This is a genomic window from Mahella australiensis 50-1 BON, from assembly GCF_000213255.1.
GTDB classification, from domain to species: domain Bacteria; phylum Bacillota; class Clostridia; order Mahellales; family Mahellaceae; genus Mahella; species Mahella australiensis.
In genome coordinates this window covers 2319926-2344902 of sequence record NC_015520.1, presented here as the reverse complement: position 1 = coordinate 2344902, position 24977 = coordinate 2319926, and the positions used below count along the sequence as shown (strand labels likewise).

Below are 24977 nucleotides of genomic sequence, written 5' to 3'. Positions count from 1 at the left end.
GAGGTATGAGAGGCAATGGAGTTTTATTCCCATATAACCAAAGATGAGCAAGGTAATATAACGAGGAAAAAGCTGCTGGAAAATCATCTGCGAGAAGTGGCGGCCCAAATGGAACGCTCTATAGTAGGTATGCCCATAGATGGCGCCGCCGATGTGGCAAAGGCTGCGTATCTTATGGGTATAAGCCATGACTTTGGCAAATTCACAACGTATTTCCAGAGATATCTATTGCATGGCTCGAAAGATGGTTCACTCCATTTCCACGGCTTTATATCGGCGGTATTTGTGGGATATGTAATGCAGAAATTCTGGCATAGTGACAAGCCTCATGAAACATACATGCCTCTCATATCTTATTTTTTCGTACTCCATCATCATGGCAATCTCGGGAGCCTTGAAGATGATGTTCTGACCAAAAGCCTGCTCAAAGGCGGTGCGTACGCTACCGACAAACGTTGGTCGGATAAAATCAATATATTCAAAACTCAACTGGACGATATAAAGCTCCATGTCCATGATATAGAGCAGTGCTATCGTGATTTGGGAGTCGATATTAGCGTTAACGAGTTTATAGCGAACTGGGAGGACATACTTCGAAAACTGGATTTGCAGCGCTATAAACTGATGAATAAAGAAAGCTCCGATGTGCGCATAAGGGTGCTTATGCTGGGGCTTATGATGTATTCCGAACTCATAGACAACGATAAGATGGATGCTGCTCAGGTGGAAATATCCCAGCGCAAAGTCTTACCTGCAGATATTATAGACACATATAGGATGAAAAAGTTCAAGAACCCGGCAAAACCGCTAGATGAGATGCGCAACAGTATATACCAATCTGTGATGTCAAGTATTGAGAATGCACCGCTATCGCAACATCTTTTCACGTTAACAGCACCGACTGGATCAGGAAAAACGCTTACCGGCCTGTCTGCCGCTCTAAAATTGAGGGCGCGCATAGAGCAAAGGCTTGGCTATAGCCCGAGAATTATCTATTCATTGCCATTTACTAGCATAATAGATCAAAACTATGATGTCATAAAAGAGATACTAAGTCAGATGGATGATTTCAATGGCAACGAAGGCTTGTACCTTGTAAAACATCATCATTTGAGCGAACTGTCATATACGCGGCAAGGAGAAGAAGAGCCTCTAGATAAAGCGCTTATGCTCATAGAAAGCTGGCAGGCTGAGATAGTGGTCACTACTTTTATACAATTATTTTATACTTTGGTGGGGTATAGGAACAAATTTCTGAAGAAATATCATAATATAATCGGTTCAATAATAGTGTTGGATGAAATCCAGAATGTCGGCGTGGAGTACTGGCCGCTTATCAACAAAGTCATGAATATAATGGCCAGCGAAATGGGTTGTTATATTATACTCATGACTGCCACAAAACCGCTGATATTCGAGGATGGCAGCAGCATGGAGTTAGTTAAGGCTCCAGAACAATATTTCAAAAAATTGGACCGCGTATCACTTTTACCGATTCCTATCACGATGACAGTAGATGAAATGGCCGATAAATTCATGGATATATATGATGGCGAGCATTCCTATTTGGTAGTTATGAATACCATAAAGTCCTCTATTCAACTGTATGATCTGATAAAAGACAGAATAGATATTCCGATTCTTTATTTATCGACGAATATAATACCGAAGCATCGAAACCAGCGCATCAAAGAAATAAAAGAGCATACCGATAGACATGAGCCGATCGTAGTGATATCTACGCAAGTGGTAGAAGCCGGTGTGGACATAGACATGGATGTAGTAATGCGCGACATAGGTCCAGTGGATTCCATAATTCAGGTTGCCGGCCGGTGCAAGCGCAGTAGCATGGATGACGATGGCAAGGTTTACGTATATAAGCTGGTAGATAAAAAAGATGAGGGCAAGGGAGAAACGTTGTTGGCAAAAAGGATATACGGTTCTATCCATTGCATGCTAGCTTTAAAAATGCTGGAGAGAGGAACCATATCTGAACATGCATTTTATGATATGATCAATGAATATTTCAATGAATTGACGTTTTCTGAAAGCCAACAGATATCTGATGATATATGGGAAGCATTTGAACATTTAAGATTTTCTAAAGATGAAAGCGACATAGTGACGGTGTCTTCATTTTCCCTTATAGACAATAGGCCGAATTATGCCGATGTGTTCATTGAAATAGACGATGAAGCCAGGGACATTTGGGAGGCCTACTCAGAAAATGTTTTGGCGCAAAATGATGAGGCTAAAAGAAGAGAAGCGCGTTTGAGATTCAAGGGCAAACTGGATGCCTATATAATATCAGTACCTGATAAATTGGCTATGGGATTACAGCCCAATATGGCAGTATCCAAAGATAAGACATTCTGGAGGTTACCGTTAGAAGGCTTGGATCTATTCTATGATATTGAAACAGGTTTCAAACGCTCACTGGATATGGAGGTTTGGATGGCATAAATTTATGCCGAAAAATAGTTGTGCAGCATAGGGCGAATTATGATATAATGATGTCGTCGATCGGTAATAACGTAAAAAATGCTGGAGATCGACGACATCATTATTATGGCTTATAAAAGGCTTAATGTAGCTATTCGCAGTGATGGGCCACGTAAGTTAGAGCAGCGATTTTGTAATGCTGTAAATAAGATGTAAATGCCCATTTTAAGCTGCTAAAATTGGGGTTTTTAGCCTACCTATGAGGAATTGAAACAATAAAATTCATCTTCGGTAAAGACAAGCAGGCATGTTTTTAGCCTACCTATGAGGAATTGAAACGTTCCATTTCCAGATGCTTCCGCATCAGTAGTATTTCGTTTTTAGCCTACCTATGAGGAATTGAAACTTGAACAAGATAAAGCCAATATTGACAGATGTGATGGGTTTTTAGCCTACCTATGAGGAATTGAAACTGCTACTTTTGATGATAGCGACACATCGGCGGGGAAAGTTTTTAGCCTACCTATGAGGAATTGAAACTTTTCATTTAACCACTGAACTACTTGTTCTGCCTCTGGTTTTTAGCCTACCTATGAGGAATTGAAACAGAAAAAGACAGAAAAAGCAGAATACGACGGAGTTAGGTTTTTAGCCTACCTATGAGGAATTGAAACCGCCTGTACTGTTCATTTTTATTTTACTCCATTGCGTTTTTAGCCTACCTATGAGGAATTGAAACTCAAATTGGAGTATAACATCGTCAGTACCGTTAATAGTTTTTAGCCTACCTATGAGGAATTGAAACCTTGTTGGGCAGACTGGCAGCGGTAAGACTTATGCAGTTTTTAGCCTACCTATGAGGAATTGAAACCGACAATAATGCTTGGGCTGGCTTTACGATATGGGGTTTTTAGCCTACCTATGAGGAATTGAAACATGGCTATGATGAATGATAAGTTAAAACAAAGTATTCCGTTTTTAGCCTACCTATGAGGAATTGAAACACAGATGCGAATGGCGTGGTTCAAGTCCAAGTAGTTCGTTTTTAGCCTACCTATGAGGAATTGAAACTTGGATGAAAATTTATCTCATACTGAAATATCAGTGGGTTTTTAGCCTACCTATGAGGAATTGAAACAAATGTTCAAAGAAGAACCCAAAACCAGAATGGATTTGTTTTTAGCCTACCTATGAGGAATTGAAACCTGGTGAAGGGTATAAAAGAATCCAGCCAAGTTGGAGGTTTTTAGCCTACCTATGAGGAATTGAAACATGTCCAATAAAAGTTGACCTATTTCTTTTTCATTTCCGTTTTTAGCCTACCTATGAGGAATTGAAACAATACATCATTAAGATTATGACTCAATGTTCCAAGTTCGTTTTTAGCCTACCTATGAGGAATTGAAACTTTACTATATTGAATTATTTGAAATGAGGTGATATAAGTTTTTAGCCTACCTATGAGGAATTGAAACATGGACATAGCACTGCGTGCTATACGCAACAAAGCCAGTTTTTAGCCTACCTATGAGGAATTGAAACAATTCATTGGATTGATACACATATTCCCAATCCAAGAGTTTTTAGCCTACCTATGAGGAATTGAAACCAGATGCTTGGAATGGTATCAAAGAAACCTTGTCCACGTTTTTAGCCTACCTATGAGGAATTGAAACTTGGACAGATACATGATTCAATAGTAATGGATGTTTTAGTTTTTAGCCTACCTATGAGGAATTGAAACATAGACAGACTTACCAAACAGCAAAATATGTTGGATAAGTTTTTAGCCTACCTATGAGGAATTGAAACATCGAAAATCAAGTGCTCCCGAAATCCCAGCATACCCGTTTTTAGCCTACCTATGAGGAATTGAAACATTATATGTATGGAATAGCTTATGATGGAACAAATATGTTTTTAGCCTACCTATGAGGAATTGAAACGAGTATCATTTAGCTGAACAAGTATCACTGGCCATGGTTTTTAGCCTACCTATGAGGAATTGAAACATAGTCCACCATTAAACCCATTCGTTTGGCCAATTTGGTTTTTAGCCTACCTATGAGGAATTGAAACAATTTACAAATCATAATGATTAGTGATGAAAGAGTGGGTTTTTAGCCTACCTATGAGGAATTGAAACTTTTAACAGCAAACCTTCCATGCTCATCTCCTATGGGTTTTTAGCCTACCTATGAGGAATTGAAACCGCAATACTACAAAATCTGCTTTTTTGACATCTGCTCGTTTTTAGCCTACCTATGAGGAATTGAAACTAATAATAATAGAAAGAGAAATAAAAAATACATTGAGTTTTTAGCCTACCTATGAGGAATTGAAACAATCGCCCGACCGAATGAATACATCAGCCATTTCCTCAGTTTTTAGCCTACCTATGAGGAATTGAAACCGAGGCAATACGTTCATTATCTTTCTGCTGTAAATTTGTTTTTAGCCTACCTATGAGGAATTGAAACAGAGTTCTGTAGAGTTTTCTAATATAGCTGCTACTGGTTTTTAGCCTACCTATGAGGAATTGAAACTCGCCGATGTCTAGTAAATATCGATTCGGCTGCTCTGTTTTTAGCCTACCTATGAGGAATTGAAACCGAGGTTTGGATTAGATTGTTAAGTTCTCGGCTTATTGTTTTTAGCCTACCTATGAGGAATTGAAACTTGTGCTCCTTATTGTGGCAATCATAACATAGTAATTGTTTTTAGCCTACCTATGAGGAATTGAAACTTCGAGCGATGGTTAAAATTAAGCGTTACGGATAGAAGTTTTTAGCCTACCTATGAGGAATTGAAACGCTCTTGCATAACAGATAAGCCGTGCTTTGCCATAAGTTTTTAGCCTACCTATGAGGAATTGAAACGCTCTTGCATAACAGATAAGCCGTGCTTTGCCATAAGTTTTTAGCCTACCTATGAGGAATTGAAACTAAGGCAAATTTCGGATACGACAATCCAGATGCTGACGTTTTTAGCCTACCTATGAGGAATTGAAACCATAAAGAATAGCAGGCACACTTCCAAGCGCGCTTGGTTTTTAGCCTACCTATGAGGAATTGAAACCACAATACACATCTTTGTTATTACCTTTTAACGGGCGTTTTTAGCCTACCTATGAGGAATTGAAACTATAACGCCTCTCTTTCTTCGGCTTTTGCTATGCAAGTTTTTAGCCTACCTATGAGGAATTGAAACTTGAGATGCCAAAGAATATATGACCCATATATGGGATTGTTTTTAGCCTACCTATGAGGAATTGAAACAAGCCATCATTACGAAATCTATATGTAGTCATACCAGTTTTTAGCCTACCTATGAGGAATTGAAACTATTCTCCGCGGCCACACCTGTAGTACACACGCCCGCGTTTTTAGCCTACCTATGAGGAATTGAAACATCAATACATGGAACAAAATAAAAGAAGTTGGCGAAAGTTTTTAGCCTACCTATGAGGAATTGAAACCGGCTTTTACCGCTTCATATGCCTGTTTGCCGCTCTCAGTTTTTAGCCTACCTATGAGGAATTGAAACGCGGCTTTGGCTTCTAGAACTGGTTTCACATATTCAAGTTTTTAGCCTACCTATGAGGAATTGAAACAAATAGCGCAAAACTAACTTCGCAAGATATTACATGGGTTTTTAGCCTACCTATGAGGAATTGAAACAATGGTGCTATTATAGCATCCTTGACCTTATTGAATGTTTTTAGCCTACCTATGAGGAATTGAAACGCCAATCCAATCACTTGGATAGTAGCAGCGATTTTAGTTTTTAGCCTACCTATGAGGAATTGAAACGATAATTCGTATGTTAATACTTCCATTCCAATACCTCAGTTTTTAGCCTACCTATGAGGAATTGAAACTCGACTTCGCATTATCTATGTTATACGTAATCGTCGGTTTTTAGCCTACCTATGAGGAATTGAAACATAGGCTTTCTGCGATTAGATTTAGAGCAGGCGATAAGTTTTTAGCCTACCTATGAGGAATTGAAACAAAATAAGCATTACAACTGGAGCTGGGAAACCAAAGGTTTTTAGCCTACCTATGAGGAATTGAAACATCGAAAGTGCCATATGGGATAAGCCGCCATTATACTGTTTTTAGCCTACCTATGAGGAATTGAAACCGCGTCTTTACTGCTCTTATAGCCGGAATACCATTTTGTTTTTAGCCTACCTATGAGGAATTGAAACCTCCACATGCGCCATTCTTGTAGCACATTAGCTATGGGTTTTTAGCCTACCTATGAGGAATTGAAACTCATTGCCCTCTCTTTCTATTCTCCTTGCATATATCCGTTTTTAGCCTACCTATGAGGAATTGAAACGGCGCTAATTTTGGTTTGCAGTATACTTCCAGCCATTCAGTTTTTAGCCTACCTATGAGGAATTGAAACGAAATTGGGAAATTGAAACAGAATACTAATACTAACGTATTAGTAAACTCTAATTTGTTTTTAGCCTACCTATGAGGAATTGAAACTGAGTATCCATTGTAATTCATTTACAGACAAATCTGGTTTTTAGCCTACCTATGAGGAATTGAAACGCACAATAAACTTTGTGGGGTCTGTAAATTCACCAGGTTTTTAGCCTACCTATGAGGAATTGAAACTAAAAAATGGTGGAACTAATCCAATAACAGTTACTGGTTTTTAGCCTACCTATGAGGAATTGAAACATTTGACTATACCAAATAATATAAATATACAATTGGGGTTTTTAGCCTACCTATGAGGAATTGAAACTGTAATTGGAGACAATAAAATAAAGTTCCAAGGTGACGTTTTTAGCCTACCTATGAGGAATTGAAACAGGAATACGACAAAAGCGTAACAGCATGGTTAGCTAGTTTTTAGCCTACCTATGAGGAATTGAAACGATGCTACTTCACCCGAAAATGAAGATATGTATCCAGTTTTTAGCCTACCTATGAGGAATTGAAACTTCCCGATGACAGCGTGAGGGATGACCAGGGCAGAATGTTTTTAGCCTACCTATGAGGAATTGAAACAAATGATAAACCCAACTCCCATTCTTGATGGATTTTTGTTTTTAGCCTACCTATGAGGAATTGAAACAATGATGCTGAAACATTTTCATTTTCAATGCCATATGATGAGTTTTTAGCCTACCTATGAGGAATTGAAACGCGTGGTTTCCTTTCTTGCGTGAAACTAGATTCAAGTTTTTAGCCTACCTATGAGGAATTGAAACATAATATAGAAAATTCTATAGATAACGCTATTAATGGTTTTTAGCCTACCTATGAGGAATTGAAACGCGGCAAAGGTGATAAAATATCCAAAATATTACCATTGTTTTTAGCCTACCTATGAGGAATTGAAACGTCGAGAAAGGGCGCGATAGTGGCACAGGAGTATTCAGTTTTTAGCCTACCTATGAGGAATTGAAACAAATAGCGTTTCATGATGATGTTGCGCAGGCAAAGGTTTTTAGCCTACCTATGAGGAATTGAAACGCGGCAAAGGTGATAAAATATCCAAAATATTACCATTGTTTTTAGCCTACCTATGAGGAATTGAAACGTCGAGAAAGGGCGCGATAGTGGCACAGGAGTATTCAGTTTTTAGCCTACCTATGAGGAATTGAAACAAGTTATGGAAGGTAATTTAAGGCGCAAAAAGTTTATGTTTTTAGCCTACCTATGAGGAATTGAAACAATATAAAAAAACAGGGAGGTACTATGACGGATAACAGTTTTTAGCCTACCTATGAGGAATTGAAACCTAATAGATATCAATAAAAACAGTTTGTTTATAGACAAGAATAGCTCTACCGTATTTAACGTAGAGTGCTTAGGCAAATATTTTGCGGACTGATATAGGATATATTTGCAAGACCAGCAATTGCTAAGGCTGAAGGATTATAAGCCTTTATATACTTGCAAAACTATTATAGACCAGCTAATTGTTGTCAAGATATTTTGCAAAATAATTTTAGCAAGGTGGTTCTAAAAAAGGGTATAACAAACAAACCAACCAAAAAAGCTAAAAATTAGCAGGCTGGTCGGCTGTTCTTTGAAAACTAAATATCGAGCATGTTTGTACTAAACTGCCAGCTTCTTTGCTATAAGCAATTTTGCATGTTCTTCCGGGTTTCTTAACCCAAACGGCTTTCTATCCCTAAGAACGGCAAAAATGATATTGACAAGTTTATGCATAACGGCGCCAAGAGCTACTTTTTTAGGCTTGCTCTTGCATTTTTCGTGGTAATACTTATAAAGCACAGGGTTAATATTCTCGCCATTGCGATTTTTGCGAATATTAGCAAGCGCTGTGGTGAAGATGACCCTCCTCAAGAGCTTAGAGCCGCGCTTGGACATTTTATTTTGAGTGCCTTTAAATTGACCTGACTGTTTTACAGATGGGTTAATGCCAAAATATGCAGCCAGCTTGCCAGGCTTTGAAAAAGCAGAAAAATCTCCTATTTCAGATATAATAGTAGCAGCAGTCAATAGGCCGATCCCCGGGATAGAACAAAGAAGATCAATACTCAAAGATAGCAAAGGCATGTCTCTCTTAGAATCTTGCTCCAAAAGCTCATAGATAGCCTTCAAAGCATCATCCATAGACTGCTTTAAGGTCTTTATCATAGCGATGTTGGCCTTAAGCATAGCGATGTTAGCAATAGAATTAATGCTCAAAGGTTTAAAATCTCTGGCATTTGAACAAAGCTGTTCATACTTATCGTTTGCTCATTTGAGGCTTTTATGCGCAGTCTGCTTTAAGGATATCGTCAGCAGTAGGGTATTTCTCCAGTACAGCAAGCGCTGTAACAGAAATAACATCACCAAAGACATCGGTAAAACTTAAAAAGAGCTGATCAACAATACCCAAAAGTCTATTCCTATAAGCAGTGAGCTGGTCTGATAGCTTATAATAATGGCGGCAAAGGCTACGCAGGCAGTCAATATCCTCATTAGGTATACAAGAATAATTAAGCTGTTCAAAACGATATAACAAAGCTATCTTACGAGCATCCACTTTATCACTTTTTACTTTTCTAATCCCAATATTTTTGATAGAATCAGTTTGGATAGGGTTAACGACACAGACCTGATATCCAACATCAATTAAGGATTGGAAAAGGATTTTGTGGTAATGGCCAGTAGCTTCCATAACGATGACAGGCTTTACTGCGAACTCCTTTTCCGCATTTCTAAGGAGTTCGAGAGCCATTTCGAAACTAGAATAAGAATCATGATTAATACGGATACGGGCACAGACATCATTAGAAGGCGAGAGGATTACCAATTCCGAGAATCTCTTACCGACATCGATGCCAGCAACAGGTACTTGATTCATAAAAGGACCTCCATAAAATTAAATATTTGGGCTTAGGAGCAACCATTCCATCTCCAGATAAGTATGCAACCTAGCATGTGACACGAGGAACCAGCCAAGGAGCTGGCCTCAACCAGTCAAAACATATAAACTTACCGGAATGGATAGATAGACTAAATTACAAGTAATCGGCTCCATAAAGAACCGTCCCAGGAGGAGTTACATCAAATCTCCAAGTCCAGAAGATATTATATATGATTGACAAGGTTCAGGCCAGCAGTAAGCTGGCAAAATGGCTAAGATAGGGAGCCGGTTGAAGTGTAAACATCCATTGGATGCCTCTTCTTATAGCAGAGACATAAAGGTGACATGCTTGATATTTAGGGTACTAGTTAACGCTTCGTTAACTGGTGAACTGAGGTAACTTTAGCAGTATTTTTACTGTTGATTGATTACAACTATATTGTACTAGGAGGAGATGGTATAAATTATTGTCCTCGAGGAAAATAAAATAATATTACTTTCGACCAAAACACTTAATGAATTTAAAGCTAAACTAAAAGAGATGTATGGGAGCAATGATGTTAACTTAAATGAATTTGATATGGTTATTCGTATTCAGAAAGAAGGATAGTTGCTCTTCTCATGCCTGAGGTTACGAGAACTCGCAGCTAATAACTTAAAGGATAACTTCAGGTTATATGGTAAATTGCCGAAAGATATAATGTTAGGAACAATAACTCTAGTTTGATAGAGTGGACAAGCAGAAGAAACAATGATTCAAAGGACGTGACAACATATGGAAGACGTTGATATAAACGGCACGCTCATATGGTATTATTATATATGTCCGAGAGAAACGTGGCTTATGGCACGACACCTCACGCCTGATGAGCACGATGAAAATATAGAGTGGGGGCGCTTTTTGCACGAGCACAGCTATGAGCGCGATAAAAAGGAAATAGCGGTGGGCAATATAAAGATAGATCTTTTGGAGAAAGATGATGGTGGACTTGTAATAGGAGAGGTAAAGAAGAGCTCAAAGTATCTTCAAAGCGCTAGGATGCAGCTTTTGTTTTACTTATCTGAACTTAAGAAACTGGGCATCGAAGCAGAAGGCCAGTTGATGTTTCCTGAGGAAAGGGAAATCATAGATGTACGCCTAGACCAAGAAGCGCAGGTTGAGTTGGATAGGGCTTGTGCGGCAATTGCCGATATTGTGAGTGCCGAGTTACCACCGCAACCTGCCAGGGTTCATTGGTGTACTAGCTGTGCATATGCTGAAATGTGCTGGGCATAAGGAGAGTGGATAGCATGAAAAAATCATTTTACATCTTTTCAAGTGGCGAATTCGAGCGCAAAGACAACACCGTTTATTTCAAATCAGAAGCCGGTTCAAAGTATATACCCATAGAAGATATAAGCGAGATAATGATATTCGGAGAGGTGAATTTCAATAAACGCTTCATTGAATTCTTATCGCAAAAAGAGGTACTTTTACATTTCTTCAACCACTATGGATATTATACCGGCAGCTTTTATCCAAGAGAACACCTGAATTCGGGGTACATGATCTTAAAACAGGCCGAGTACTATATGGACGTGGATAAAAGGCTATGCCTGGCCAGGCATTTTGTGCAGGGTGCCACTGATAATATACAGCATGTTCTTAAGTATTATATAAATAGGGGCAGGGATTCTCTGCAGGCGATATCGGATGAAATAGATAAACTCTATGCTATCACATATGAATGTACCGGTGTAGAAGAATTGATGGCTATAGAGGGCAATATACGGGACCAATATTATAAAGGCTTCGATACTATAATTGACAAGCCGGCATTTGCTTTCGAACAGCGTACCCGTAGACCGCCTCAGAATAGAATGAATACGCTCATAAGTTTTGGTAATTCTATCATATATACACTGGTGCTAAGCGAGATATATAAAACCCATCTGGACCCGAGGATAGGCTATTTGCATACCACAAACTTTCGACGTTTTACCTTAAATCTGGATGTAGCGGAAATTTTTAAGCCTATATTGGTGGACAGGGCTATATTTACATTGCTTGGTAAAAACATGATTACAGCCAACGATTTTCAATCTTATGCAGACGGTATTGTATTGAAGGAAAAAGCTCAGAAGGCTTTTGTGACCGAACTGGATAAACGTTTTGCCACTACTATAAATCACAGGGATTTGCATCGCCAGGTATCTTACAGGAGTATTATACGCATGGAATTATATAAATTGGAAAAGCATTTTATGGGCGAGAAAGAATATAGCCCGTTTGTATCACGTTGGTGAATTATGTTTGTGATATTAGTTTATGATGTAAACCAAAGCCGTGTTGCGAAGGTGTTGAAACTATGTCGACGATATCTTTATTGGGTGCAGAATTCGGTTTTGGAGGGTGAGCTTACAGAAGCCGGCTATAAAAAGCTGAAATATGAACTGAGCAAAATCATAAATAAAGATGAGGATTCGGTGATCTTTTATACATTTCGCTCCACTAAATATTCGAATAGAGAGATAATGGGACTCGAAAAAGGGGGCCAAGAAAATATTTTATAATCACAACTGTTGTAACAAGCAAGGCTTTTAATTAGGAATTTGGTCTTTGAGCAATAGTTCTATAAAATAAGCTACGCCGTCATCGTTGTTAGATTTGGTTATAAAGCGGGCACATCTTTTAACCTCGTCGCGCGCGTTGGCCATGGCAACGCCAAGGCCGGCTGCGCGCAACATCTCTATGTCGTTCATATGATCGCCTATAGCTGCTGTCTGTGACAGAGGGATGTCAAGATATGCGGCCAATTCTTCCAATGCATGTCCTTTGGATACGCCCTCGGGCAGTATTTCGAAGTAGTTTACCTCAGATTGCACGAAGCGCACGCCTGTAAGGCCTGCTTGAGAGAATAGCATTGCGAATTCGTCGAAATCGCTTTGCTCGGTTATGGTCAATATCTTGTTTATGCCTTCAGTCGGGAAGGTATCTATAGAGGCCGCGGTAACATTGTTTATTTTTATATTTTCTTTCGCCAGATGTTTTAATATTACAGGTGATATCCTTTCCACCCACATATGCGGTCCCTGATATGCCAGGAAGGTGATATTCAGTTTGTGCAGCAGTACCAAAGCCATTGTATAAGCTTTTTGATCCAGAAATGCCTCGTATATGGCCTTTTTATTGCGAAAATCATATAATTGAGCGCCGTTATATACTATGACCGGTATATTTATGTTTATTTCTTTTACTATATCCTCGACAGCTGGCCTTCCTCTGCCGGTTGCTATGGTAAATAAGCCTCCCGCTTTTCTGTATTTTTCTATATATTCGCGGTTTTTAGGTGATATCTCTTTTTTATCGTTGAGCAATGTGCCGTCCATGTCGGCCACTATCAGTTCGTATTGCATATTTCTCCTCTGTGCTTTTATTGTCTATCACTATTATATAGTAGTAAAGGGATATAGGCAATATCGCATACGGATCAGCTTAAAGTCTTGATATCAGATAAGCTTATATATTTATTATTTTAAGTCAATATATGAATATTTTTAATTTATATATTGACTTTTTTAATATATAGTTTTATACTTGAGATATAAAGCTAGTTGAGGCGGTTTTATGTATATTATTGAGATATTGGAGAGTATAGAGCGCGGCGAGATAACACCTGAAAAGGGAGCAGCTCTTATAAGGAGACATCCTCGGCGACGCATGAAAAGTTGTTTTATAAAGATTGCCGTAAATACTGATGATGTACATATTAACTATATACCACCTTTGCCTATAATTATTATTAAGGGATTGGTAAACTTGGTGTTTGGCATATATCATGTAGTGGAATTCTTTATGCCTGATGGGACCGGACATTGGCTTAATGGAGTAAACGCGAGGGATATAAATGCGTTTTTAAGTGAATTGAGCCGTTGCGGTCATACGGATATCGTGGATATAAATGCTGAGGGTGGGCGGACACATGTGCTTATACGTGCTATATGATGGGAAAGAGGTAATTACATGGAAAATACTGTAATAGGAGTGTGCCCTATCTGCGGACAGCGATTGGAAGTATCTGCGCTGCATTGTCCGAAGTGTGATACTGAGGTGAAGGGTCATTTCCATCTGTGTAAATTTTGCTATCTTACCAAAGAACAAAGGTATTTTGCTGAGGTGTTTATAAAGTGCCGTGGCAATATAAGAGAGGTAGAAAAAGAATTAGGAATATCATACCCCACTGTTAAAAGCCGATTGGAGAACCTAGTGGAGGCTATGGGATATAAAGATAAAGTCGTAAGACCGAATAAAGACGAACATATGGAGATACTTAGGCAATTGGATGACGGTGAAATCGACGCTGAAACAGCGTTAAATATATTAAAAAATCTGTGAAGAGGGGGCGTTTCTATGGATAGTGATGAGAGACTTATGATCCTTAAGATGCTTCAGGATGGTAAAATAACCGCTGAGCAAGGCGCCGAATTGCTCAGCGCTGTGGATGACAGCGACCACATCCAAAAAACCAATGCAAAAAATAAGATGCTCCATGTAAGGGTTTTTGATCAAAGCGAAAATACCAAGGTCAATGTGAATGTACCTTTATCCATGCTTAAAGTAGCACTTAAGCTGGGCAATAAATTTGCTAAGGATTCCATGCCTGAAGACATCGATTTGGAAGAAATAGCAAAAGCCCTGGAAGATGGTAGTGAAGGTAAAATAGTAGATATAGACAGTGGTGACGGTCAGAAGGTTGAAATATACGTAGAATAATGTTTATTATATTTTCGGTATAACCTTAATGTTTTGCATGTGCTATAATTTAATTATAGATGAAGGTTATACCGATTTTTTATGCTACCTAAATGAGTAGCCTGTGAAGGGAGAAATAACAGGGATAATGGATGATATGAATACTACGCCGACATCGTCGCGTATGCATATAGCTATATTCGGTAGGCGTAATGCTGGTAAATCCAGTATTATAAATGCTATAACCAATCAAAAAGCGGCACTGGTATCCGATGTGGCCGGCACTACCACTGATCCAGTATCAAAGGCTATGGAGCTTTTACCTATAGGACCGGTGGTGATCATAGATACGGCGGGATTGGATGACATAGGTCCGTTGGGAGAGATGCGCATACAGCGCACATATGATGTGTTGAACCGTACCGATCTCGCCGTGTTGGTTATAGACGGCGAGGTTGGGCTAACCGACTTTGAGGAAAATATATTGAGGCGTATACGTGAGAAAAATATACCTGTGGTAGGGGCGGTTAATAAAGCCGATAAAGCTGTTTATACTCAAGAACAGCTAAAAGAGTGGGAGAAAAAACTCAAACTCGAGCTTGTGGAAGTATCGGCGGCTACCGGGCAGGGGATTGACGAGCTAAAGATGGCCATAGTGCGCCATGCGCCTTATGACGATGAAAAACTTACATTGATAGGAGACTTGATAAGCCCAGGCGATCTTGTAGTAATGGTTGTTCCTATTGATAAAGCGGCACCAAAAGGGCGCCTTATATTACCGCAGCAGCAGGTTATACGCGATGTGCTGGATCATGATGGTATGGCCGTAGTGGTAAAAGAGGATAGGCTTAGGGATGCACTGACCGGTCTTAGCTCAAAACCGCGTTTGGTTGTAACCGATTCGCAGGTCTTTCAAAAGGTGGCTGCCGATACGCCGAGAGATATACCGCTCACTTCATTTTCAATATTGATGGCGAGATATAAAGGCGACCTTATAGAATTGGCCAAGGGTGCCAAAGCCGTGGCTGATCTGAGGCCGGGGGACAGCGTGCTTATAGCCGAAGGCTGCACGCATCACCGGCAGTCCGATGATATAGGCACAGTGAAAATACCAAGATGGTTAAGGCAGACGGTAGGCGGGGACTTGAATTTTCAGTGGTCCAGCGGGCTTACCATGCCGGAGGATCTGAGCCGATTTAAGCTAATAGTCCACTGTGGCGCATGTATGCTCAACCGGCGCGAGATGCTATACCGTATGGAGAAAGCAAGGCAACAGGACGTGCCCATGGTAAATTATGGCGTATTGATAGCTTATGTAAACGGTATACTGCCGCGCGCCTTGGAACCGTTCCCTGTCGCCCGTACTATGTTTCAGGAAGATTATGCCTAGCTTCTGAATACCACTGATTCATTGTTGAACATACGCACCACCATAGCGAGGAATAGGACGGTCAATGCTATTAGCCACAACATGGTTATAGCAAAATGCCCCCAGTTTATGCTGTCAAGCAGAGCTTCCTTTACGATGAGTATTACGTTGAGCAGTGGAACGTTGTACTGCCACGTCGGCACAGTCTTTATGTCAGTATACATGGTGGCATAGGCCGGTATCATGGCTACTATGACAAATGGGCTCAGGTAGGTGGATGCTTCCTTTATGTTGCGCGCGAAGACGCTCATAGCCAGCATGGCGGCGCTGTAGATAAAAGCCATCATTATGCCCAGTACCGTTATTGCCACCACGGCTGATGGTGTAGCCGTAAAGCCCTCGCCGAACATCGTAGGATTATATATCACTGCCACGACAAAACCAGCCATGAAAGCTATGGTGCCTATTATCGAGGCCGCAGACGTCGAGAGCCATTTGCCCATGGCCAATGCTGTACGGCTGACCTGTGTAGCCAGCAGCGGCTCCAATGTGCCGCGTTCCTTCTCGCCTGCTCCCTGATCGATAGCGGTGGCCATAGCCCCGGTGGCCGGGTACAACAACAGGAACATGGGCAATAAGAACGACATTATAATAGCTCCTGTACCCTGTGCCTTGGCCACGTTGACCGATGCTATGTTTAATGGTTCTATGAATTCGGGGTCTATGCCTTTAGCTTGTAAACGCTGACGGGCTAGCTGTGTGCCGAAGGCGTTTATCGATTCCCTTATGACAGAGGCGGCCATGGAAGACTTAGCCTTTGACTCATCGTATTTTAGTGTTACATCGCCCTTGGCACCGGATGCTATGGCTTCATCGAAGCCGTCTTTTACTTCAACTATAACCGATACCTTGCTGTCGTCGAGGTCGGCCTCAGGATCCTGCGAATCCATTATAGTTACGTTTGGCAGACTGTCAAGATATGCTTTAAGCTGCGAATCCTCCCCTATGTAGGCTATAGTGATGTTTTCGGTAGCTTCTTCTGTTACATTGCTTATAGTGTTATTCATGAAGGTCATGAGTATGGGAAATATTAAGGCCGGCAGCAGAATACTGAATATGAGCGTACGCCTGTCGCGAAATGCATCCTTCATTTCCTTTGCAAATACTATCCATGTTCTTTTCACGCGCTTTTACCTCCTATGAGCTGTATAAACACTTCTTCCAGGTTACTATTGTTATACTGCTGTTTTAAACCGTCTATAGTGCCTATATCTACTAATCTGCCTTTATGTATGATACCTATGCGGTCGCAAAGCCTTTCCACTTCACTCATTATATGGCTGGAGAATATGACGGCCTTGCCTTGATCCCTGCATTGGGCTATAAAATCCTGCAACGTGCGTGCGGCTGTCACATCCAGGCCTACGGTAGGTTCATCCAGCAGCATTACCTCCGGATCGTGCACTATGGCCCTTGCTATTGTGACCTTTTGCTTCATACCCTTTGAGAATTTGCCTACGCGCCGGTCTATGAATTCTTCCATGTCAAGTGTCTGCGATAATTCGTCTATGCGCTTTTTAAGAGCATTATCGTCCATGCCGTTTAATTTGCCAAAATAGGCTATATTCTCGCGGGCTGTCAGTCTGTCATACAATCCAGCTTCGCCACCGAATAATATGCCTATATGTTTGCGCACTTCCGAGGGCTGTTTTACTATATCGAGATCGCATATGGAAGCGGTACCCGACGTGGGCTTTAGCATGGTGGCCAGCATACGCAGTGTGGTGGTCTTGCCGGCGCCGTTTTCACCTAAAAGGCCGAATATTTCACCGCCTTTGACCTCAAATGATAGATCATCTACTGCTTGCACTTCCTTGAAGCGTTTGCCGAGGGAAATCAGCTTTACCAATATCATCATCTCCTTATATTGAAACTATAATAATTATACCAGAGCATAGTATAATTGCCAATTAATATTTATGGACAAAGAAAATAGAAAGTATTAGAATTATGGTGGATTGGGATTTTTATTATATTTACTATGGTTGCGGTTCAATAAACGTCAATAAAAACAGGAGGAACGTTAAAAATGAGAGGGAATTTTGTAGAAGATGGAAATCGCTTGATTTATCACTATGATAGCGAGCAACTTTGGATTGAGGCGTGGGGGGAAAATGGCCTTCGTGTTCGATCAACATGCAGAAGAACTATGGAGGATGAAAACTGGGCCTTGCTGCCGGCTGAAAATAGTATGGCTGATATATGCACAGACGGAGATAAGGCATCGATAAAAAATGGCAAGATTCGTGCGGATATTATGGCTGACGGCAGCATCAGGTTTTATAACCAGGAAGGGCGTTTGTTGCTGGAAGAATATAACCGCAACAGAATGGATATCAGCAAATTTTCCAGTCCACTTAATATAAAGGCGCGTGATTTTAAACCTAATATAAAAAGTGACGATTACAAACTTATTGTAAGATTTGAATCTGATCCTGAAGAAAAGGTATTCGGCATGGGCCAATATCAACAACCGTATCTGAACGTCAAAAACTGTGTACTTGAATTGGCTCACAGGAATTCACAGGCTAGCGTGCCGTTTGCTATATCTTCTCTCGGACATGGTTTTTTGTGGAATAATCCAGCTATAGGAAGGGTATCGTTTGGCAAAAATCTGACCGAATGGGTGGCTGAATCTACTAAGCAGATGGACTATTGGATAACCGCAGGTGATACGCCGGCCGAAATAGAAGAAGCATATGCCAAAGTAACCGGCACTGTGCCTATGATGCCTGATTACGGCATGGGGTTTTGGCAATGTAAGCTGCGTTACCAGACACAAGATGAGCTGTTGAATATTGCCCGCGAATATAAGCGCAGAGGACTACCTATCGATGTTATAGTGATAGACTTCTTTCACTGGCCGCTACAAGGTGACTGGAAATTCGATCCTGAATATTGGCCGGATCCCGATGCTATGGTAAAAGAGCTGAAGGATATGGGCATAGAACTGATGGTATCCATATGGCCTACTGTGGATAAACGAAGTGAAAACTATGAGGAAATGCTGAATAAAGGTTATCTGGTCAGAACGGATAGAGGCATCCGGACAACTATGGAGTTTATGTTTAATACTGTATTCTTTGATCCTACCAATCCAGGAGCGCGTGATTTTGTATGGAATGTGGCTAAAAGAAATTATTATGATAAAGGTATAAAAATATTTTGGCTGGATGAAGCCGAACCCGAATACTCGGTATATGACTATGACAATTATCGCTATTACATGGGTCCGGTGATGCAGGTTGGCAACATATATCCGGTCATGTATGCTAAGACGTTCTTTGATGGAATGATGGCGGCGGGTCAGCAAAATGTAGTTAACCTTTTGAGATGTGCATGGGCTGGCAGTCAGCGCTATGGCGCCCTTGTCTGGTCGGGGGATATACACTCCAGCTTTAGGGCACTGAGGGATCAATTGCGTGCAGGCCTAAATATGGGGTTAGCTGGTATACCATGGTGGACAACCGATATAGGAGGATTTCATGGAGGTAATCCCGATGATCCCGCTTTCAGAGAATGCATTATTCGATGGTTTCAGTTTGGAGCCTTCTGTCCCGTGTTTCGCCTACATGGCGATCGTGAACCGCACGGTCAGCCGATAGGGCCGGCCGGAGGAGGTGCGTTGCCCAGCGGCGCAGCCAACGAGGTATGGAGTTATGGCCAAGAGGCATATGAAATCTTCAGGAAATATATGTTTGTACGCGAACGCTTGCGTCCATATATAAAAGAACAGATGAGAGCAGCCCATGAGAAAGGTACGCCGGTTATAAGGCCACTTTTCTATGATTTCCCTGATGACAGTGCTTGCTGGGATGTCGATGACCAGTATATGTTTGGCCCGGATATATTGGTATCCCCAATATTGTACGAGGGGCAACGCAGCAGGAAGGTTTATTTGCCTGAAGGAGCTGATTGGCGGGATGCTGCTACGGGTACTGTTTACGAAGGAGGCCAGTGTATAGAATGTGATGCGCCACTGCACGTTATACCGCTCTTTTTAAGAGGCAACGTAGAGCTTCCCATATATAAATAATTAAGAGAAAAAGGCGTGACTATAGTCACGCCTTTTTCTTATACAGCATCGACATCGGCGTATGCGCCGAGGAATTGGCTATTATATAAATCGTAGTAGAAACCGCGCGCAGCCATCAGCTCCTGATGATTGCCCTGCTCTATGATACGGCCATTATTCATGACCAGTATGTTATCGGCGTCGCGTATAGTGGATAGCCTGTGCGCTATGACGAAGCTGGTGCGGTCTTTCATCAGTTTAGCCATGGCTTTTTGTATAAGCATCTCGGTGCGCGTATCAACTGAACTGGTCGCCTCATCCAGTATCAATATCCGTGGGTCGGCTAAAAACGCGCGCGCTATGGTCAGAAGCTGCTTTTGCCCTTGCGATATATTAGAGGCATCGTCGTTTAATACGGTGTTATATCCGTCGGGCAACGTCCGTACAAAATGATCGACATATGCTGCTCGCGCTGCAGCTATTATCTCGTCATCGGTGGCGTTTTCCTTACCGTAGGCTATATTTTCCTTTATGGTGCCGTTGAACAGCCATGTGTCCTGCAACACCATGCCAAAATTTTTGCGCAAGTCATCGCGCCTCATGTCGCGTATATCCACGCCGTCTACTGTGATACGCCCACTGTCTATCTCATAGAAACGCATAAGCAGATTGACCAGCGTTGTTTTACCTGCTCCAGTGGGCCCTACTATGGCTATAGTGTGCCCAGGCTGTGCATCAAGGTTCATGTCTTCGATTAGAGGTACGTCCGGCTTGTAACGGAAGTACACGTGTTCAAACTTTACATGGCCCTTAATATCGTCCAATACCACCGGATTGTCGGTGTCAGGTATTTCTTCTTGTTCGTCCAGCAGCTCGAACACGCGCTCAGCGGAGGCTACGGTAGACTGCAGTATATTCATTATGCTGGCCGTTTGTACTATAGGTTGTGTAAATTGCCTGGAGTATTGTATAAAAGCCTGCACATCACCTAACGTGATGATACCGTTGGCCACGCGTATACCGCCTATAACGCATACCGCCACATAATTAAGATTATTAAGGAAGTTTATGGCAGGGTGTATTATACCGGATATAAATTGGGCTTTAAAACTGGCTTTATAGAGCCTTTCATTCTCCTCATCGAAGCGCTCGATGGCTTCATCCTGACGATTGAACGCCTTGACTATATTATGGCCTGTAAACATCTCCTCTATATGGCCGTTCAGGTTGCCGGTGCTATCCCATTGAGCTATGAATTGTTTCTGAGATTGCTTGGCTATGAGCATGGTTACTATCAATGACAGCGGTATGACTATCAGCGAGATCCATGCCAGCAGCGAGCTTATGGAGAACATCATGATCAACACGCCTATAACTGTAACCGTCGCGTGCACCAGCTGCGTAAGGCTTTGTTGGAGCGTATGCGCTATATTATCCACGTCGTTGGTTACACGGCTTAAAATATCGCCGTGAGGGTGATCATCATAGTATTTAAGTGGCAGTTTGGCCAACTTTTTATCCACGTCGCGCCGCAGCCTATATACCGTACCTTGGGCCACGCTGGCCATTATATATTGCTGCAGCCATTGGAAAACCGAGGCCAGAAGGTATACGCCGGCGAGGATAATAAGTATATGCAATATAGCGTCGAAATCCACACCTTTCCCCGGCGTTAGCTCCATACCCGATATCATCTCTGCCATTTGGTCCTGCCCCCGGGCTTTTAGTCCGGCAATAACCTGGTCCTTTGTCATACCGGCTGGTAACTGTTTGCTTATTACACCGCCGAACAGCTCGTTCGTAGCCTGGCCTAGTATCTTTGGGGCGGAGATGGTAAAAGCCACACTTACTATAGTGAAAATGATAACCAGCAATATCTTAAAAGCTTGCGGTTTAAGGTAGTTTATAAGGCGCTTGAGAGTGCCTTTGAAATCCTTGGCTTTTTCAGCCGGCATCATAGCTGCACGTCCGCCGCCGAAACCGCCGCGCTGCCTTCTTGGGCGTGTTTTGGGCTTGTTGTCTTGGCTCATGCTATCTCCTCCTTTGAAAGCTGAGAATATACTATTTCTCGATATACATCGCATGTTTCCATGAGCTGTGCATGTGTACCTATGCCGGCTATGATGCCGTTATCGTTCAAGGCGATGATGCGGTCGGCATCCATGATGGTGCTCACGCGCTGTGCGACGATTACTACAGTTGAGCCGGATGTCTCTCCTTTGAGTGCCAATCGCAGCTTAGCGTCGGTCTTAAAATCCAACGCGGAGAAACTATCATCAAATACATATATCTCAGGCTTTTTTACCAGAGCTCTTGCGATAGCCAATCTCTGGCGCTGACCGCCAGATACATTGGTGCCGCCTTGCTCAATGGGTGCATCTAATTGACCAGGCATTTCCATCACAAAATCTTTGGCTTGCGCTACTTCCAGCGCATGCCAGAGCTCGTCATCGGTAGCGTTTTCATTGCCGTAACGCAGATTATCGGCCACCGTTCCACTGAAAAGAAAGGCCTTTTGTGGTACTAGTCCTATTTTATCCCTTAAATTTTGTTGAGTCATATCACGTATATCTGTGCCGTCTATCAATATACTGCCGCCGGTCACGTCATAGAAGCGCGGGATAAGGTTTACCAGCGTGGTTTTGCCGCAGCCTGTGCTGCCTATGATAGCGGTAGTTTGGCCCGGCCTTGCTTCAAAGGATATGCCCTTTAACACCGGTTCTTCGGCACCCGGGTAGCTGAATTCCACATTGCGAAATTCGAGGTATCCTTTTATATCGCTTGGTGCGGCCGGGGTCGGTGTATCCTTTATGGAAGGTTCGGTATCGAGCACCTCCGATAAGCGTTCGGCAGAGGCTTCGGCCCTCGGTACCATTATGAACATGCCCATGGCCATCATGACCGATATCATTATTTGCATGATGTATGTCAAAAAGGCAGTAAGGTTACCTATGGGCATGGCGCCGCTATCTATTCGCCCTGCACCGAACCATACTATGGCAACAGTAGCCAAATTCATGACAGCCATAAGCGATGGCATAGCGAATGCCATTATTCTATTCACTTTTAATGTAGTAGCTGTAAGATCGCGATTAGCCTCATCGAAGCGCTTAGCCTCATGCTCATTTTTTACGAATGCTCTTATGACCCTTACCCCCATTAGTTTTTCGCGCATGACCTGGTTTACGCGGTCTATCTTGACCTGTATGGAGCGAAACAGCGGCGTGGCCTTCCATAGCATCAATCCTACTATAGCTGCCATAATAGGAACTATTATGATAATGGAGTACGATAGTACCACATCTTGTCGAAGGGCCATTATAATACCGCCTATGGCCATGATAGGGGCCATGACCATGAGGTTTAATCCAAGCAGGACCAACATCTGCACCTGTTGCACATCATTGGTATTTCGCGTGATCAGCGATGGGGTGCCGAATTTATCTACCTCCGCTTGTGAGAAGCTCTCCACCTTGTAAAATATAGCCCTTCTGACATCGCGCCCAAAGGCCATGGCTGTTTTAGAGCCGAGATATGCTGAAGCCACGGCACAGATAGCCAGCAGTAGTGTAACGGCCAGCATAAACCCGCCTGTATTTATTATATAATCTATGTCGCCTTTGGCCACGCCGTTATTTATGATGTCGGCGTTTAAATTGGGCAAATATAGGTTTGATATGGCCTGTACTACCAGCAATATTATAGCCAATGTTATCTGTTTCCAGTATGGTTTCAAGAATTTAACTAATAAATCTTTCATGCAAATACCTGTCCTTTCTATTTTATAGTTCACGCAGTATATTTGAGCTCATGGTATCGAACATATGCACGAGTTCTTCCTGCTGTTCGCTGCTTAAGCCTTTTAGGCTTATGTGTATGATCTCAGCGAATGTACTTTTCAGTGTATTTAACATGGTAATACCGGTATCTGTTAAATATATGCGGCTCAAACGTTGATCGTGCTCGTCATCCCTGCGCACTATAAAGCCTGCCTTTTCTAGCTTTTGGAGCATATGAGTGACAGTGGGCGGTGCTACATGTAATTTTTCAGCCAGATTGCGCTGGCTTATACCAGGTTCTTGGCTGATAAACCACAGGCACATCGCCTGTCCGGGATATATGCCATTCTCGGAGGTCATCTTAAATACAAGCTGGCTGTGAAAGCGCGCTGTTCTAAAAAAAGACTGAAATACTTTAAGAGAAATAGGATCTACCCCTTCCAATTTTAAAAATGGTATATCGTCTGATTCTCCGTTAAACAACTGACAAAATCTCCTTTCAGCAAGCATACTGCTTAACTAACTAATAATTAATAAGATAACTATTAGTATACTATCGACTTCTTAAGAAGTCAATAGTGTTTTTAAGAATAAGCAGGTTCTTCCATGCCGGTACCATAACGATAAGGGCGCCCCCAATTTATATCCATTTTTCTCCTGAAGATATGATTTATATCCAGTCCGAGTATATCGGCATATTGAATTAAAGCCTGAAGTATCATAATTATAGAATGATTTTCCTCGGTTAAACCCTTATGTTTTTTTATGGCCTCAGTATATTGGACTATGGCGTAATTAAGGCAGTCTACCGCGCGAAAATCCCTGTTTTGTTTTAGAAGGGTCATCCATGATGTATCTGAGAAATCACACTGACTTAAATCCATGTCATTGGCTATAACCAGATTTAAAGCGCGTATAAACAGGTCGGCTAATTCCAGCTCTTCTTCATCAGTATTATCGGCAAGCTGCAATTCTACCACTTCTGTATGTAAGAGAGCGGCCAGTTGCCATTTATTATTCAGGCTTTCCTTAAAACCCTTGGTATCCAATAAATCATTTACTTCATCGCGCATGGCATTCCAATTTAAATGCATATTTAAATCCCATCCTCTTTCGTACCGTTTTTAATATATTAACATAAATGCATGGAACGTGGAAGAGCTTGTTTAAGAAGAGCGGTTTCATTGCTGCAAGATATGAGCGACGCGATTAGTAACCATATTTTACCTT

Annotated in this window: 16 protein-coding genes, 1 pseudogene and 1 CRISPR repeat array; of the genes and pseudogenes, 9 read left to right on the top strand and 8 right to left on the bottom strand. The window is 41.7% G+C overall.

Features of this window, described 5'->3' with window-relative positions; all coding sequences use genetic code 11:
- Window positions 1-15 precede the first annotated feature (15 nt).
- Complete coding sequence (locus tag MAHAU_RS10995) at window positions 16-2463, top strand: CRISPR-associated helicase/endonuclease Cas3 (protein WP_013781802.1); 2448 nt, start codon at window positions 16-18, stop codon at window positions 2461-2463.
- A gap of 223 nt (window positions 2464-2686) precedes the next feature.
- A CRISPR array of direct repeats spans window positions 2687-8211; the repeat unit is 30 nt; unit sequence GTTTTTAGCCTACCTATGAGGAATTGAAAC.
- Between the two features lie 320 nt (window positions 8212-8531).
- Here MAHAU_RS10995 and MAHAU_RS10990 read toward each other — a convergent pair.
- Window positions 8532-9789, bottom strand: a pseudogene (locus MAHAU_RS10990) (IS110 family RNA-guided transposase).
- A 778-nt stretch (window positions 9790-10567) separates the two neighbouring features.
- Here MAHAU_RS10990 and cas4 point away from each other — a divergent pair.
- From cas4 to cas2, 3 genes are read left to right on the top strand one after another with little or no spacing between them, the layout of a single operon-like run.
- Window positions 10568-11068: a CRISPR-associated protein Cas4 gene (cas4, locus tag MAHAU_RS10985; RefSeq protein WP_013781801.1), complete on the top strand. Its 501-nt coding sequence runs from the start codon at window positions 10568-10570 to the stop codon at window positions 11066-11068.
- A 14-nt stretch (window positions 11069-11082) separates the two neighbouring features.
- The gene (gene cas1b, locus MAHAU_RS10980) at window positions 11083-12078 is read left to right on the top strand and encodes a type I-B CRISPR-associated endonuclease Cas1b (RefSeq protein ID WP_013781800.1); all 996 of its coding nucleotides are present in this window, start codon (window positions 11083-11085) and stop codon (window positions 12076-12078) included.
- A gap of 3 nt (window positions 12079-12081) precedes the next feature.
- A complete protein-coding gene (gene cas2 / locus MAHAU_RS10975) occupies window positions 12082-12345 on the top strand; it encodes a CRISPR-associated endonuclease Cas2 (protein WP_013781799.1) in 264 nt (87 codons plus the stop codon).
- A gap of 27 nt (window positions 12346-12372) precedes the next feature.
- Here cas2 and MAHAU_RS10970 read toward each other — a convergent pair whose 3' ends face one another.
- Window positions 12373-13188, bottom strand: coding sequence for a Cof-type HAD-IIB family hydrolase (locus tag MAHAU_RS10970; RefSeq protein ID WP_013781798.1), 816 nt, complete (start codon window positions 13186-13188; stop codon window positions 12373-12375).
- A gap of 211 nt (window positions 13189-13399) precedes the next feature.
- Between MAHAU_RS10970 and MAHAU_RS10965 the strand changes: the two genes are divergently transcribed.
- The 4 genes from MAHAU_RS10965 to hydF all read left to right on the top strand — a co-directional run bounded on the left by MAHAU_RS10965 (window position 13400) and on the right by hydF (window position 15914).
- Window positions 13400-13777: a hypothetical protein gene (locus MAHAU_RS10965; RefSeq protein WP_013781797.1), complete on the top strand. Its 378-nt coding sequence runs from the start codon at window positions 13400-13402 to the stop codon at window positions 13775-13777.
- Between the two features lie 18 nt (window positions 13778-13795).
- Window positions 13796-14167 carry a DUF2089 domain-containing protein gene (locus MAHAU_RS10960; protein WP_013781796.1) on the top strand — a complete coding sequence of 124 codons (372 nt, stop codon included), beginning with the start codon at window positions 13796-13798 and terminating at the stop codon, window positions 14165-14167.
- Window positions 14168-14182: 15 nt separating this feature from the next.
- Window positions 14183-14545, top strand: a complete 363-nt coding sequence (locus tag MAHAU_RS10955) for an SHOCT-like domain-containing protein (RefSeq protein ID WP_013781795.1) — start codon at window positions 14183-14185, stop codon at window positions 14543-14545.
- Between the two features lie 136 nt (window positions 14546-14681).
- Entirely contained in the window at window positions 14682-15914 is a 1233-nt protein-coding gene (hydF, locus tag MAHAU_RS10950) for a [FeFe] hydrogenase H-cluster maturation GTPase HydF (RefSeq protein ID WP_041644599.1), read from the top strand.
- On the opposite strand, the gene MAHAU_RS10945 is transcribed toward hydF, so the two are convergent.
- Both MAHAU_RS10945 and MAHAU_RS10940 read right to left on the bottom strand, forming a co-directional pair.
- Window positions 15911-17077 carry an ABC transporter permease gene (locus MAHAU_RS10945; protein WP_013781793.1) on the bottom strand — a complete coding sequence of 389 codons (1167 nt, stop codon included), beginning with the start codon at window positions 17075-17077 and terminating at the stop codon, window positions 15911-15913. The two genes, hydF and MAHAU_RS10945, sit on opposite strands and share 4 nt — an antisense overlap.
- A complete protein-coding gene (locus MAHAU_RS10940; protein WP_013781792.1) occupies window positions 17074-17802 on the bottom strand; it encodes an ABC transporter ATP-binding protein in 729 nt (242 codons plus the stop codon). The genes MAHAU_RS10945 and MAHAU_RS10940 overlap by 4 nt, the downstream gene beginning before the upstream one ends.
- A 180-nt stretch (window positions 17803-17982) precedes the next feature.
- Here MAHAU_RS10940 and MAHAU_RS10935 point away from each other — a divergent pair, with 180 nt between their 5' ends.
- Entirely contained in the window at window positions 17983-19989 is a 2007-nt protein-coding gene (locus MAHAU_RS10935; protein ID WP_013781791.1) for a glycoside hydrolase family 31 protein, read from the top strand.
- A gap of 38 nt (window positions 19990-20027) precedes the next feature.
- Here the strand turns inward: MAHAU_RS10935 and MAHAU_RS10930 are convergent, their stop codons facing one another.
- The 4 genes from MAHAU_RS10930 to MAHAU_RS10915 form a co-directional block, all read right to left on the bottom strand.
- Entirely contained in the window at window positions 20028-21998 is a 1971-nt protein-coding gene (locus tag MAHAU_RS10930; protein WP_013781790.1) for an ABC transporter ATP-binding protein, read from the bottom strand.
- On the bottom strand, window positions 21995-23728 hold the full coding sequence (locus MAHAU_RS10925; RefSeq protein WP_013781789.1) for an ABC transporter ATP-binding protein: 1734 nt from the start codon (window positions 23726-23728) through the stop codon (window positions 21995-21997). The genes MAHAU_RS10930 and MAHAU_RS10925 overlap by 4 nt, the downstream gene beginning before the upstream one ends.
- A 22-nt stretch (window positions 23729-23750) precedes the next feature.
- On the bottom strand, window positions 23751-24230 hold the full coding sequence (locus MAHAU_RS10920) for a MarR family winged helix-turn-helix transcriptional regulator (protein WP_013781788.1): 480 nt from the start codon (window positions 24228-24230) through the stop codon (window positions 23751-23753).
- 101 nt (window positions 24231-24331) lie between these two features.
- On the bottom strand, window positions 24332-24841 hold the full coding sequence (locus tag MAHAU_RS10915) for a hypothetical protein (protein WP_013781787.1): 510 nt from the start codon (window positions 24839-24841) through the stop codon (window positions 24332-24334).
- Window positions 24842-24977: the final 136 nt, after the last annotated feature.